Consider the following 13,499-nt stretch of genomic DNA (forward strand, 5'->3'; position numbering starts at 1 on the left):
CTCCTGGCGGGGCGGCTGTTATTCGAGCAGCTCCGCGTACGCGCCCATGGCCAGGGCGATATCCGCCTGGGCCCAGAACCGGTGGTACGTGAAGACGGGCGCGGCGCCGCCCGCCAGGTAGGCCTCGATCTTCGGCCAGGCCGGGTCGTCCTGGTAGAAGGAGCGGATCGAGGCGAAGGTGGAGTTCGCGTTCACCGGGTCGGCGTTGGGCATGGTGCCGGTCCAGCCGCTGGGTACGTACACGGGGTCGTCGAACCGGTTGTAGTCGGCGCGGGTCTCCGGGACGGCGACGCCGAGCGGGTCCTGGTGGTGGGTCCACATGCCGTCGAGGAGGGCCTTGGCGACCCGCCCGGCCTCGGCGTGCCCGGACTTGGCGGCGTAGTAGGTCAGGGTCTTGGCGTAGGCGGCGGCCACGCCGACGTCGTCCGTGTAGTCGGTGACGGTGACGTGCAGGCCCGCGTTGGCGCCGGGGTTCGCGGCGTTCCAGGTGTCGGGGGCGCCGGACCACTGGAGGGTGGAGGGGATGCGGTAGGTGCCGTCGGGGTTGATCGTGGTCTTCGACAGCGCCCAGCCGACCCACTTGTCGAGCACGGTCTTGGCGGCCGTGTCGCCGGTCTGCCGGTAGTACTCGGCAACGCGCTCCATGGACCAGGCCTGGAAGCCGAACCACTGGTTGGACGCCGGGTCGTGGTAGACGGGCTTCTCGTCGTAGAAGAGGCCGTGGAAGGTGGGGGTTCCGGCCGGGGGCTGGGCGTAGCGGCCCTGCCAGCTGTTGGTGGCGCCGCCGGCGATGGCGCCCTCGTCGGACTGGAGCCAGCGGTAGAACTCCAGCTGCCGGTCGAGGCTGGTCGCCCAGTCCGCCGCGCCGGTCGCCGACTTGGGCTTCAGCGGGGCGTACTCGCTCAGCGCGTAGGCGGCGAGCGGGTTCTGGTAGCCGCCGTGGGCGTGGCTGGAGCCGATCCGCCAGGACCAGCCGGCGCTGGTGTCGGTGGCGCCGCCCCAGGCGTAGTACCAGGACATCAGGTAGTGGGCGCTGTCCTTGCCGGTGCCGGCCGGGCAGGTGGTCGGTCCGACGCAGTTCCCGGACTTCTTGAAGTACTTGTCGAACATGGCGTAGCGCAGGTAGTCGCCCATCTTGGCCGCCTTGGCGACGGTCGCGGTGACCTGGGCGCCCTTGCCCTGCTCCTTGGCCCAGATGTCGGCCCAGTAGGCGGCCTGGACGGCGCGGGCGTCGGCGTCGGGGGCGTTGGTGAACTTCCACTGCTTGGCGTAGGAGGCGTCCCCGGTGAACAGGTCGAGGTAGCCGTTGCGTCCGCCGAAGGTGAAGTTGTCACAGGTGGGGTGCGGGACGGTCTCCCAGACGGACTCCTGCGGGCCGCGCTGGAAGGTGTTGATGTACGAGGGTCCGGTCGCCGTCGGTCCGGCGGAGCACTTTCCGGGCTCGTTGCCGTAGCCGTAGACGTTGTCGACGTCCTGCAGCCAGTGCATGCCGTAGATGTCGTCCGTGCCGTACGCGCTCTTGAGTTCGCCGGCGATCGGGTCGGCGCCGGCCGTGACACCGCCGTCGAGCCGGGCCGGGTACTGCGAGGGCAGGTCGTGCTCGGGTGCGTAGGTGGCGGGCTTGGAGGCGTTGTACGTGCTGTTCGTCGGCTGGTCGGCGTGGGTGGGGATCATGAACTTCTCCATGGTGTCCCACGCGCCGTTGAACTTGGTCCAGTCGCCGGTGATCTTGCCGTACATCGCCTGGAGCCAGATCAGATAGCTGTACGCCTCCGAGGTCGTCTCGTGCCCGTGGTCGGGGGCCTCGACGATCAGCGTCTCGACGGAGTGGTACGGGACGCCCTCGGGCGAGAAGTAGCCGTTGGCCGGGTCGGTGATCTTCCCGTGGAGGTCGAGGAAGCGGGCGTCGTAGGTGGAGTCGGCGGCCAGCTGGGTGACGGTGACCTCGGCCTTGGCGTGGCCGGGGGCGGTCGTGGTGAAGACGGCGGAGCCGGTGCCGGTGGCCGCGGCGGCCACGGTCACCTTCTGGGCGGTGTTCCAGTTCGCCGGGGTGAAGGTGAGGGTGGCGGGGGTGGCGCTGAGGTTGGTGTTGCCGGACGTGCGGGCGATGCTCACCGTGACGTTCGCCGACGGCTGGGTGGAGAGCTTCAGGTCGAACGTGCCGGTGGCGCCCTGGCGTACGCCGAACTGGGCCGGAGTGGCGACGAGCGCCGGTCCGGCGGCGACCGTGATGCCGACCGGGGCCGACTCCGCGGAGGCGCCGAGGCTGTCGTAGGCCTTGGCGTAGAGGGAGTGGGAGCCGGCGGCGAGGCCGGTGGCGCCGAGGGAGAAGGGGGCCGTGGTGTCGGTGCCGAGCAGCGTGGTGTCGCTGTAGAACTCGACCTTGCCGATGGTGGCCTGGTCGGCGGCGGCCGCGGTGGCGGCCATCGGGACCGGGTCTCCCTCGGTGAAGACGGCTCCGGGCGCCGGGCTGGTGAGGACGGCGACCGGGGGCTGGTGGGCGCCGGTGCAGGGGGTGCCGTTGACGGCGAAGGCGGTCGGGGCGGTGTTGGTGCCGCTGTAGGTGAACTGGGCGCCGGTGGTGACGGCCGCCCCGGCCGCGACGGTCCTGTTCCAGTCGGCGTGGGCGACGGTGACGGTCTTGCCGGACTGGGACCAGGTGCCGTTCCAGCCGTTCGTGAGCTTCTGGTCGCCTGCGTAGTCGTAGGTCAGGGTCCAGCCGTCGAGCGGGGTCGTGGCGCGATTGGTGAGGGTCAGTTCGGCGGTGAAGCCGGAGCCCCAGTCGTTGGTCGTGTAGTCGACGCTGCACTGGACCGCCGCCGCGTGGGCGGTGGTGCCGTTGACGGCGGTGAGGCCCAGGGGCAGGGAGAGCGTGGCGGCCAGCGCGGTCAGCAGCCTGCGTGATCGTCCTGGTGGCATGGCGGGGGGATCTCCTCGCGGCTCGGGGAGGTGGGGTGTGCGAAGGCATGGGCACAAGCTCTGAACCAGTGGGAGCGCTCCCACTGTGCAGTTGGGGTGCTGGGCCGTCAAGGCGCGTGAAGAGTCGAAGACATTCGACGAGGAATTTCGTCAACTCCTCTTTTGCTTGGCACCAGTTGCCGCTACGGTCTGGCCGCACCAGTGGGAGCGATTCCGTCAGTCGGCGCGTCGTCAGGTACGCGCCCTCGCTGCAAGGAGTCGCTCATGCGACACCCCCCGCGTCTGTCCGCGCTGCTTGCCGGAGCGGCGTTCACCATGGCGAGCACCGCTCTCGCCGTGGTCGGTACGGCCTCAGGAGCCGCGGCCGCACCTCCCTGCACGGTGGGCTACCAGGTCGTCGGCGAGTGGGCCGGCGGCTTCCAGGGGTCCGTAACCGTCACCAACAACAGTACGGCGCTGACGAGTTGGAGCCTCGGCTTCGACTTTCCCGCCGGTCAGAAGGTGAGCCAGGGCTGGGGAGGCACGTGGTCCCAGTCCGGCTCGGCGGTGACCGTCGTCAACGAGAGCTGGAACGGCGCCCTCGGTACGGGCGCGAGCGTCACGGCCGGATTCATCGCCTCCTGGTCGGGCGCCAACACCGCACCCGCGTCCTTCACGCTCAACGGCACGGCCTGCAACGTCGATCCGGGGCCGGACCCGACCACACCCACCCCGACTCCGACACCCACCCCGACACCGACACCCACACCGACCGACCCCACGGACCCGCCCGACCCCGTCACCGGAGCGCCCGAGCTGAGCGTCTCCGGCAACCGGCTCACCGACCAGAACGGCGCCACCCGCCGCCTGCTCGGCGTCAACCGCTCCGGCGGCGAGTTCATGTGCGTCCAGGGGTACGGCATCTGGGACGGCCCCGTCGACGACGCCTCGATCCGTGCCATCGCGGACTGGAAGGCCAACACCGTCCGTATCCCGCTCAACGAGGAGTGCTGGCTGGGCCTGGACAACATCAAACCCGAGTACCGGGGCGCGAACTACGTCGACGCGGTCAAGGACCTGGTCGCCCGCGTCCTCGCGCACGGCATGACCCCGGTCGTCGAACTGCACTGGACGTACGGCCAGTACACCGGCAACTCGGCGGGCTGCTCGGACGTGCACGCGTCCTGCCAGAAGCCGATGCCGAACGCCCGGTACACCCCGGCGTTCTGGACCTCGGTCGCCGAGACCTTCAAGCACGACCGCCGGATCGTCTTCGACCTCTTCAACGAGCCCTACCCCGACCGGGCGACGTCCACCACCGCCCAGGCATGGACGTGCTGGCGCGACGGCGGCACCTGCCCGGGCATCGGCTACGAGGTCGCCGGCATGCAGGATCTGGTGGACGCGGTGCGCGCGACCGGCGCCCGCAACCTCGTCCTCGTCCCCGGCATCGCGTACTCCAACGACCTCAGCCAGTGGCTCACCCACGCCCCCACCGACCCGGCGGCCAATCTCGCCGCCGCCTGGCACGTCTACAACTTCAACACCTGCTCCAGCGAGGCGTGCTGGGACGGCACCCTCGCCCCCGTCGCCGCCCAGGTCCCCCTCGTGGCGGGAGAGATCGGCGAGAACACCTGTGGTCACGGCTTCATCGACCGCGTCATGAAGTGGTTCGACGACCGCGGGCTCTCCTATCTCGGCTGGACCTGGAACACCTGGAACTGCTCCTCGGGACCGGCGCTGATCACCTCGTACGACGGCACACCCACCGCATTCGGCATCGGGCTGCGCGACCATCTGCGCGCCCTGAACTGAAAGGCACCCCACGAACATGAGCCGCACAACCAGCCGCACCGCCCTCCTGGCGGCCCTCGGCCTCATCGCCGCGACCGGCGCCACCGCCACGGCCATGGGCACCGGCATCGCCGGGGCCGCGGCCGCCGGCTGCAAGGTCGACTACCAGATCACCAACCAGTGGAACACCGGCTTCGGCGCGAACGTGATCGTGACCAACCTCGGGGACCCGGTGTCCGCGTGGACCGTGGGATGGTCCTACACGGGCAACCAGCAGGTCACCCAGGGCTGGAACGCCACCATCACCCAGTCCGGCGCCGCCGTCACCGCCACGAACATGTCGTACAACGGCACGCTGTCGACCGGCGGTTCGACCTCCTTCGGCTTCAACGGCTCCTACAGCGGGACCAACGCCGTCCCCGCGACCTTCACACTGAACGGGGTCGCCTGCACCGGCACCACCGAGCCGACGACTCCCCCGACCACGCCGCCCACCACTCCCCCGACGACCCCGCCGCCGGCCGGTTCCAAGGCGGACAACCCGTACGCGGGAGCCAAGGTCTACGTGAACCCCGAGTGGTCGGCGAAGGCCGCCGCCGAGCCCGGTGGCACCAAGGTCTCGAACCAGCCCACGGGCGTCTGGCTGGACCGCATAGCCGCCATCAACGGTGCGGGCGGCGGCATGGGGCTGCGCGACCACCTCGACGAGGCCCTGGCCCAGAAGGGCAGCGGCGAGCTCGTCGTCCAGCTGGTGATCTACAACCTGCCGGGACGGGACTGTGCCGCGCTCGCCTCCAACGGCGAGCTGGGCCCGACCGAGATCGACCGGTACAAGACCGAGTACATCGATCCCATCGCCGCGATCCTCGCCGACCCGAAGTACGCGGGCCTGCGGATCGTCACCACGGTCGAGATCGACTCCCTGCCGAACCTGGTGACCAACGTGTCCGGCCGCCCGACCGCCACCGCCAACTGCGATGTCATGAAGGCCAACGGCAACTACATCAAGGGCGTCGGCTACGCGCTGAACAAGCTGGGCTCGATCGCCAACGTCTACAACTACGTGGACGCGGGCCACCACGGCTGGCTCGGCTGGGACGACAACTTCGGCGCCTCGGCAGAGCTCTTCAAGACGGCCGCCACCGCGGAGGGTTCGACGGTCTCCAAGGTCCACGGTTTCATCGTCAACACGGCCAACTACAGCGCGCTGAAGGAGGACCACTTCACGATCGAGGATTCCGTCAACGGCGTGTCGGTGCGCCAGTCGAAGTGGGTGGACTGGAACCGGTACACGGACGAGCTGTCCTACGCCCAGGCCATGCGCACCAAGCTCGTCTCGCTCGGCTTCGACACCAACCTCGGCATGCTGATCGACACCTCCCGCAACGGCTGGGGCGGCACCGCCCGGCCCACCGGCCCGGGCGCGCTGACCAGCGTCGACACGTACGTCAACGGCGGCCGCTACGACCGTCGCTTCAACCCCGGCAACTGGTGCAACCAGTCCGGCGCCGGTCTCGGCGAACGGCCCCAGGCGGCCCCGGCCGCGGGCATCGACGCGTACGTCTGGATGAAGCCCCCGGGCGAGTCCGACGGCGCCTCCAAGGAGATCCCGAACGACGAGGGCAAGGGCTTCGACCGGATGTGCGACCCGACGTACCCGGGCAACATCCGTAACGGGAACAGCATGTCGGGCTCGCTGCCGGACGCCCCGCTCGCGGGCAAGTGGTTCTCGGCCCAGTTCCAGGAGCTCATGAAGAACGCCTACCCGGCGCTGTGACGGACGCCCGCGCATGACCCCGCGGCCGGCCGGAACCCCGGTTCCTGCCGGCCGCGCTCAGGGCAGGCGAAGGCTGATCCACGGGATGGTGTCGCCCGGCAGCAGATACCGCTCCACCGGGCGTACAGTCTGGAGACGACCGATCCGAAGACCTTCGCCCGGATCGGGGGCGGCAGCCGGGAGTACGCGGAGCGGCTCGGTTTTCCCTGGCCCGAAGGCGGCCGGAGCTAGCGGGTGTCACCCTCCCAGTCCCAGCGCTGCGTGTCGCCCTCGCGCGGGCCGTAGCGGGCGTGGCCGCCGGGGCCGTAGGCGCCGATCTCCGTGGCGAGGGCGGCCCCCTCCGCCAGCTGCTCCGGCGTCCAGCCGGTCACGTCGAGGAGGAGGCCGTCGAGGGGGCCTGCCACCAGCTCGCGGTAGTCGTGCCCCGGTCGGGGGCCGGGATCGGGATCGTCATGGTCGGCGCCGTACACGCGGCCTCGCATCAGCTCGTCCATAACCGGCAGCATCGCACCCACCACTGACACTCGCCCGGTCACGGCGGCGCCGTCAGGCCGAGGGGGCGATGTTCTGGTTGGAGCGGAAGAGGTTGGCCGGGTCGTACTCCTTCTTGAGGTCGCGCAGGCGGCGGAGCTTGTCGGCCCCGTAGGCCTGCTGGACGCGTTCCGCGCCCTCGTCCATGAGGAAGTTGACGTAGACACCCGCGTGGTAGGGCTCGAGCGCGGACCACCACTCGCGCGCCCAGGTGCGCGCCTCGACGAAGCCCTCGGCGTCGACGCAGTTGCCGTTGATGTTGAAGGTGTGGCCCACGGCCCGCCCGCTGCACGCGGTCTCGTCCTCACCCACACGGGCGACCGCACCACCCAGGTGGAAGATGTTGCACGTCGAGAGCGGGGAGGGGAGCTGCAGGGCGTGCGCCGCGCTGATGCCGATGACCTCGTCGCTGAGCCGCTCGATGTCGCAGGACCGTACGTAGTACCACCATCCATGGCGGAACGACGGATCGAACATGGACTGGTGCTGCAGATAGGGCTTGGGCGCGCACAGGTCGAGCAGGGGCGTCCCGAACTCCCTGAGCGGCCGCAGGACCTCCTGGCCCGTCTCGATGTCCCCCGCGTAACAGCTGATCACCGCGATGACGGGCCTGCCGTGCAGTTCCGGCGGGATCGCCGGGAGGGGTGGGGCCTTGCGGTGGACGACGATGGTCGTCAGCTCGTCCGGGACGTCGGTGATCCAGTCCCGGTAGAAGCACAGCACGTGGGGGGCCTCTTCCAGCGGCCACAGGATCGGCCCGGCGAGGACCGTCGGCCCCACCGGGTTGAGCCGGAACTCGAACTCCGTGACCACGCCGAAATTGCTGCCCGCGCCGCGCAGGCCCCAGAAGAGCTCGGGTTCGCGGTTCTCGCTCGCGGTGACGAAGGTCCCGTCGGCGGTGACCACGTCGGCCGAGAGCAGCTGGTCGACGGTGAGCCCGTACTTCCGCATCAGCCAGCCGATCCCACCGCCGAGGGTGAGCCCGGCGAGGCCCGTGTGCGTGACGATTCCCGCGGGCACGGCCATCCCGAAGTGCTGCGTCTCGCGGTCCAGCGCCCCGAGCAGCACGCCGGCCTGGGCCCTGACCGTACGGTTCTCGGGATCGACCCGGATCCCGTTCATGGCCGACAGGTCGATGACGATCCCGCCCTCGCACAGCGACTGGCCGGGGAAGCTGTGGCCTCCGCTGCGGACGGCGACCGGCAGTCCGCTGCTGCGCACGCTGCGCAGTGCCGCGACGACGTCGGCGACCCCGGTGCAGTACGCGATGAGGGCGGGGAACTTGCTGATGGACCCGTTCCAGATCCGCCGGGCCTCGTCGTAGGCGGGGTCGCCGGCGCGGACCAGCCTGCCGGAGAAGGATCGCTCCAGCTCCTGGAAGGCTGCCTCGTCCACCCGCGCGGCCGCCGGGGCTGCGCTCATGGTCACTCCTCAGCTGGTCACTCCTCAGCCGTTCGGCCTCCTCTGCCCAGCCTCCCACCGGCCTGAAGCCGCTGCCAGCGGTGCGGCAGCGGCCCCCGCAGGCTCAGGCGCCGACGGTGCCGTCGACGCCCTCGCGGAGGAAGTCCGCGTGCCCGTTGTGGCGGCCGTACTCGAGCAGGACGTGCACCATCACCATCCGCAGGGAGACGTCCTCGCCCCACCGCGGCTGGTGCCCGGCGAGGTCCAGGGACTCCGCCTCGTGTTCGATCCGGCGGGAGTGCTCGACCTCCGCCTCCCATGCCGCGAACGCCTCGGCCCTCGTCGACCCGCTCGCGTCGTAGGCGGCCTGGAAGTCCACCTTCTGCGACCAGACCATCGGCGCGTCGTGGTCCTCGAAGACCCTGCGGAACCAGGCGCGTTCCACCTCGGCCATGTGCCGCACGAGGCCGAGCAGCGTCAGTGTGGACGGGGGCATCGACCGCTCCCGCAGCTGCTCGTCGCTCAGCCCCTCGCACTTCCTCGCGAGCGTCGCGCGGTGGTAGTCGAGGAAGGCCCGCAGGGTGTCGCGCTCGCTGCCGAAAGAGGGCGGTCCGATGCGGTTGTCGGTGGTCACTGGCGCTGCTCCTCGTCAGGGTCCGTTACAGGAACCGAACCTACTCCCCAGTTCCCAGGCGTCCACCGTGCAGTGCGAGGTGCTGGTGCCCGTCGAGCGCAGCCGCCACGCTGCCCCGCCCACCGGGTAGAAGCGCACGGTCAGCGCCTCGCCCTCGGCGGTGAAGAGCTCCGCGATCGAGTGGTCCAGGAGGACGCGGAGCTCGGCCGGGGCGTCTCCCCGCGGGCCGGGCAGGCGCCAGTGTCCCCGCCGGGCGCGTGGGTCGAGGGACGCGTGGGTCCGGTCGACGGCGATCTCGCCGGTGCCGGGGTCGCGCCGGATCTCCAGGTACTCGGCGCCGTCGGCCGAGGTCACCACGCGGAGTCCGGCGTCGCCCTCCAGCCGTGCCACCAGGTCCGTCGCGGGGCCGATCGGGCCCAGGTCCGCCGGGCCGCTGGCCGAGGAGGACTCCAGGAGGCGGGCGCCGCGCAGTCCGAGGAGTTCACGGGCGGGGCGCTGGGCGAGGCGGCCCTCGGCCGTGAGGCTCAGTTCGCGCGGCAGGGTGAGCATCCCCGCCCAGCCGGCCGCGTCCGTCCACGCGCTCGGCGCACCGACCCGCGGCTCGTCGCGGGCCTCCCAGCTCCAGGCCCACATCAGCGTGCGTCCGTCGGGGGCGGGCAGCAGGGCGGGCGCGTAGAAGTCCGGCCCGTGGTCGAGACGCCGGGGTTCCCCGTCCGGCTCGAAGGCGCCCCCGAAGCCGCCCCCGAAGCCGCCGGCGGCCTCGTGCCCGGTCCAGGCCGCCGTGCACCGCGCTCCCTCCTCCGGGTCCCACGCGGAGACCAGGAACGCGCCGCGGCCGTCCCCGAAAGGCGCGTACTGGGCGCACTCCCAGCCCTCCTCCGTGTCCGCGCCTCCCGCGAGGGGCCGGGGAGCGCTCGCGAAGAAGATGCCCTGGTGGGTCCACTTCTCCAGGTCGTCCGACGTGTACTGGACGGCGGCGCCCCGCCCGTCGGCGAGGGCCGCGCCGACGAGCATCCGCCAGCGGTCGCCGTCCCGCCACACGTAGGGGTCACGGAACATCACCAGGCCGTCGGGCGGCTCGGGTACGAGCAGGTCCGTGTGTTTGGTGAAGGTGATCCCGTCCGTCGAGACGGCTCCGGCGACGGGCTGGTACCAGCGGTCGGGGTGTCTGGCCGCGTAGAAGACGCTCAGGCGCCCCTCGTGGGAGACGGCGTTGCCGGACCACACTCCGCCGGCGTCGTCCCCGTCCGGGGCCGGGTCCGGGGCGAGGGCGATCGGCAGCGGCTCCCAGTGGAGCAGGTCGGTGCTCGTGAAGTGGCCCCAGTGCATGTCCTGGTGGCGGGCGCTGTGGGGGTTGTACTGGAAGAAGACGTGGTAGCGGCCGTCGTGGAAGACCAGGCCGTTGGGGTCGTTGACCCAGCCGCGCGGGGGGCGCAGGTGGACGGCCGGCAGATGGGGATCCGGTCCGGTGGTCGTCATGGTGGTGTGCCTTTCCGGGAGTTCGTCCGTGTGCGTTTCCGGGGGGTTCGTCAGTCCCCGGCCGGGGCGACGCGGCCGGTCCGGGCGTCGAAGCGGCGGCGGAGGTCGGCGGAGTGGCGCACATTGGCCTCGGACTCGGCGAGCGAGCGGGCGCCGCGCTGCCGGGTCCGCTCCGCGAGACGTTCCTGGTAGCGCTGCCAGCGCGCGTCCCGCAGGGCGCGCATCTCGGCGATCTCCTCGGCGACCGTGCCGTGGCGCGGGGAGGGTTCGGGTCGCGCCGGGGCGGCCGGACGCACGGGGAGGCGGTCCTCGACGGGCGGGATCGAGGCAGCCGGCGAGGGCAGCGTCTGGTACCAGTACGCCGTGGAGGCCCAGTCGTCGGAGAGATGGTTGCCGTGGCCGTGCTCGACGGAGACCTTGATGCGTTCCTCGAAGCGGATCGGATCGGTCACGTGGAAGCGGTAGTTGACGGCGTAGCCGGGGACGTCTCCCTCGTGGACGATCGCCCCGTGGTAGAGGTACGCGTTGCGCTGCATGCCCCAGGCGTGGTTGAAGTAGTCCTCCGTACCGGTGCCGTGCAGGGACGGCGGGAAGACGGTGGTGCCGTCCTCGCGGAAGTCGTCGTCGATCCAGATCATGTCGTTGCCCTCGCCCCACCAACTGCCCTGTCGGTGGTGGACGGAGAGGTTGCAGCCGACGTAGTGGCCCCGGCCCGCCACGTCGAGGACGACGTAGTTGTCCTCGCCCGTGTCGTCGACGATGTTCACCTCGGGGCTGTTGGTCTGGAGGTCGGGACCCCAGCCGTTGCAGGGGTTGCTGCGGTTCCAGCGGGCGTGGAAGTAGAGGGTGTCCTCGGGCAGGTCCTCGGGGTACAGCTCGTAGTCGATGTAGAAGTACTGCTGGAGCGGCAGGTCGTTCTCGTTGACGATCTCGATGCGGGCTCGCCGGTCGAAGGGCATCGGGGCCCAGCAGTTGAGGGCGGCGCTGCCGCCGAAGACGAGCGACTCCTCGGGCTTGGCGGAGACGGTGAAGAGGGCGGACTGGTAGCTGTTGGGCATGCTGTGTCCGACACCGAAGAAGTCTCCGAGGGGGACGAGGACGGCCGGCTGCTCCTCGTCGTCCCAGGTGATCCGGATGAGGACCTTGCGGTAGTAGTCGGGGTCGGGCTCCTCCCAGTTGACGCCGAGCGCGTTGTGGATCTCCATGACGGGGGCGACGGTGTCGGCCTCCAGCGGGTCGATCAGACCAGGGCCGTACGCGCGGCGGCAGAACTGCGTCATCCAGATGTGGGTGATGCGGCCCGGACCCTCGATGTCGGCGAGGACCCGGGAGGAGTGGGCGGGGGTGGTCCAGTAGTCCTGGTTGCGACCGCGCTGGTCCCAGCTGGAGACGCGGACGGTGCGGGCGGACGTGGCCCGGGTGAGATGGTCGAGCGGGGACATGCGTGTGCCTTTCGGGGATGCGGGTCTCAGGGGAGCTCAGGAACTCAGGGAAACTCGGCGGATCTCGGCGGATCTCGGCGGAACTCGGCGGAACTCGGCGCGGATCTCAGGGCGTGGCGACGAAGGCGTGGTCGGTGGTGTACGCCGTGAGCTGCGAGGCGAGCGCGCTGTGCAGGACGCGGGTCCCGGTCGAGGAGGCGTCCAGGACGACCTTCACCGGCACGTTGCCGACCAGCCAGTTCCCGGAGAGGAAGTTGGCGGCGCCGCTCCTGACCAGGATGATCGTGGGGGCGGCGCCGGCCGGGGTGATGTTCGCCGGAGGGACGTCGTACGAGAAGTGGTTCGCGGTCACGGCGTTGTTGCCGCCCTCGATGTGGACCAGGCCGTACAGGTCGTCGTAGCGCGTGCTGCTGCCGTCGCCGTGCACGCGCCGGAAGTGGTTGGCGGAGATCAGGTTCTCCGAGCTGCCGTCGAGGAGGGCGACCATGCTCGGGAAGTTGCTGAGCAGCTTGTTGGAGGTGATCGAGGCACGGTGGCTGTTGCGCAGGGTGAGGTTGGCCGCCCACAGCACGGTGTTGCCGGAGAAGTGGAGCCCTTCCGCGTTCTCCGCGAAGAGGGAGTGGCCGGCCCAGGCGCTGATCAGGAAGTTGTTCGTGACCTTGGCGACCTGTGAGGCGCCGGTGAGTTCGATGCAACTGCCGCACTCGGCGATGAAGTTGTTCGTGATGCTCGGCGCGTCGGCGCCTTTCACGACGATCGCGTGCTCCAGGTAGACGAAGCCCATCCCCTCGATGCGGAACGCGTCGTTATCGGACTGTACGGAGATGCCGGTCTTGGTGTTGCCCGGCGTGTACGGCTTGGTGGAGGCCACTCCGTCCAGGCAGAAGTCCTGGAAGACGACGCTGCCCAGCCGGCCCACCGTGGCGGGGGCGCCGGTGCGCTGGACGAGGAAGGCCTCCTTGTGTCCGTCGGTGTTCACGACCCTGATGTGGCTCGCGCCGGGCTGTGTCTCGACCCAGGAGTCGGTGACCGACTCGTCGCGGATCGCCTCCGACAGGAAGCCGTGACCGGATCCCTTGACGGTGAGGAAGCCGATGTCGACGACGACGCGGGTCTTCAGGTCGTAGTGGCCGGGCGGGATGTAGACGACGGCGCCGGGCCGGGTGTTCTGGGTGGTCTGGCGCGTCTTGATGTCCGCGATGATCTCGTTGACGACCCTGCCGATGTCGGTGCGGGCGTCGACGGAGGCCCCGGGCCAGGTGGTCACGTCGTAGACGGTGTCAGCCATCGCTGTCGTCCTCTCGGGAGAGATGGGTAGGGCGCGGGAAGGGCTTCAGAGCAGGCCGACGATCGGCTGGTACGCGGGAGCGTTCGCCGCTCGGCGCGGCGAGGTCGCGGGCGGCGAGGTCGCGGGCGGCGTGGCACCGGCCGGGCGGCGCGAGGCCAGTGCGGGCGGGCTCGGGACGAGCGCGGCGACGGCGGCGGTCAGCGCTCCTGCGAGCAGGGTGCGGCGGGACGGGTACGAGGGCATGGCGGGGTTCCT

Annotated in this window: 10 protein-coding genes; 2 read left to right on the forward strand and 8 right to left on the reverse strand. The window is 70.6% G+C overall.

Annotation, left to right across the window (positions count from 1 at the left end; genetic code table 11):
* Nucleotides 1–18: 18 nt before the first annotated feature.
* Nucleotides 19–2,919, reverse strand: a complete 2,901-nt coding sequence (locus tag FDM97_RS18640) for a glycoside hydrolase family 48 protein (protein ID WP_137991525.1) — start codon at nt 2,917–2,919, stop codon at nt 19–21.
* A 264-nt stretch (nt 2,920–3,183) separates the two neighbouring features.
* Between FDM97_RS18640 and FDM97_RS18645 the strand changes: the two genes are divergently transcribed.
* Nucleotides 3,184–4,713: a cellulase family glycosylhydrolase gene (locus FDM97_RS18645; protein WP_137991526.1), complete on the forward strand. Its 1,530-nt coding sequence runs from the start codon at nt 3,184–3,186 to the stop codon at nt 4,711–4,713.
* Between the two features lie 16 nt (nt 4,714–4,729).
* The gene (locus FDM97_RS18650) at nt 4,730–6,469 is read left to right on the forward strand and encodes a glycoside hydrolase family 6 protein (protein ID WP_137991527.1); all 1,740 of its coding nucleotides are present in this window, start codon (nt 4,730–4,732) and stop codon (nt 6,467–6,469) included.
* Nucleotides 6,470–6,696: 227 nt separating this feature from the next.
* On the opposite strand, the gene FDM97_RS18655 is transcribed toward FDM97_RS18650, so the two are convergent.
* The 7 genes from FDM97_RS18655 to FDM97_RS18685 form a co-directional block, all read right to left on the reverse strand.
* Nucleotides 6,697–6,963 (reverse strand): hypothetical protein, encoded by a 267-nt coding sequence (locus FDM97_RS18655; protein ID WP_137991528.1) that lies wholly within the window; start codon nt 6,961–6,963, stop codon nt 6,697–6,699.
* 52 nt (nt 6,964–7,015) lie between these two features.
* Entirely contained in the window at nt 7,016–8,422 is a 1,407-nt protein-coding gene (locus tag FDM97_RS18660; protein WP_137991529.1) for an FAD-binding oxidoreductase, read from the reverse strand.
* A gap of 103 nt (nt 8,423–8,525) precedes the next feature.
* Entirely contained in the window at nt 8,526–9,035 is a 510-nt protein-coding gene (locus FDM97_RS18665) for a DinB family protein (protein WP_137991530.1), read from the reverse strand.
* 15 nt (nt 9,036–9,050) lie between these two features.
* The gene (locus FDM97_RS18670; protein WP_137991531.1) at nt 9,051–10,514 is read right to left on the reverse strand and encodes a glycoside hydrolase family 32 protein; all 1,464 of its coding nucleotides are present in this window, start codon (nt 10,512–10,514) and stop codon (nt 9,051–9,053) included.
* 50 nt (nt 10,515–10,564) lie between these two features.
* Entirely contained in the window at nt 10,565–11,956 is a 1,392-nt protein-coding gene (locus tag FDM97_RS18675; protein WP_137991532.1) for a glycoside hydrolase family 172 protein, read from the reverse strand.
* A gap of 106 nt (nt 11,957–12,062) precedes the next feature.
* Nucleotides 12,063–13,244, reverse strand: coding sequence for a right-handed parallel beta-helix repeat-containing protein (locus tag FDM97_RS18680; RefSeq protein ID WP_137991533.1), 1,182 nt, complete (start codon nt 13,242–13,244; stop codon nt 12,063–12,065).
* Nucleotides 13,245–13,289: 45 nt separating this feature from the next.
* A complete protein-coding gene (locus tag FDM97_RS18685) occupies nt 13,290–13,487 on the reverse strand; it encodes a hypothetical protein (protein WP_137991534.1) in 198 nt (65 codons plus the stop codon).
* Nucleotides 13,488–13,499: the final 12 nt, after the last annotated feature.

The organism is Streptomyces vilmorinianum (assembly GCF_005517195.1).
GTDB lineage: Bacteria > Actinomycetota > Actinomycetes > Streptomycetales > Streptomycetaceae > Streptomyces > Streptomyces vilmorinianum.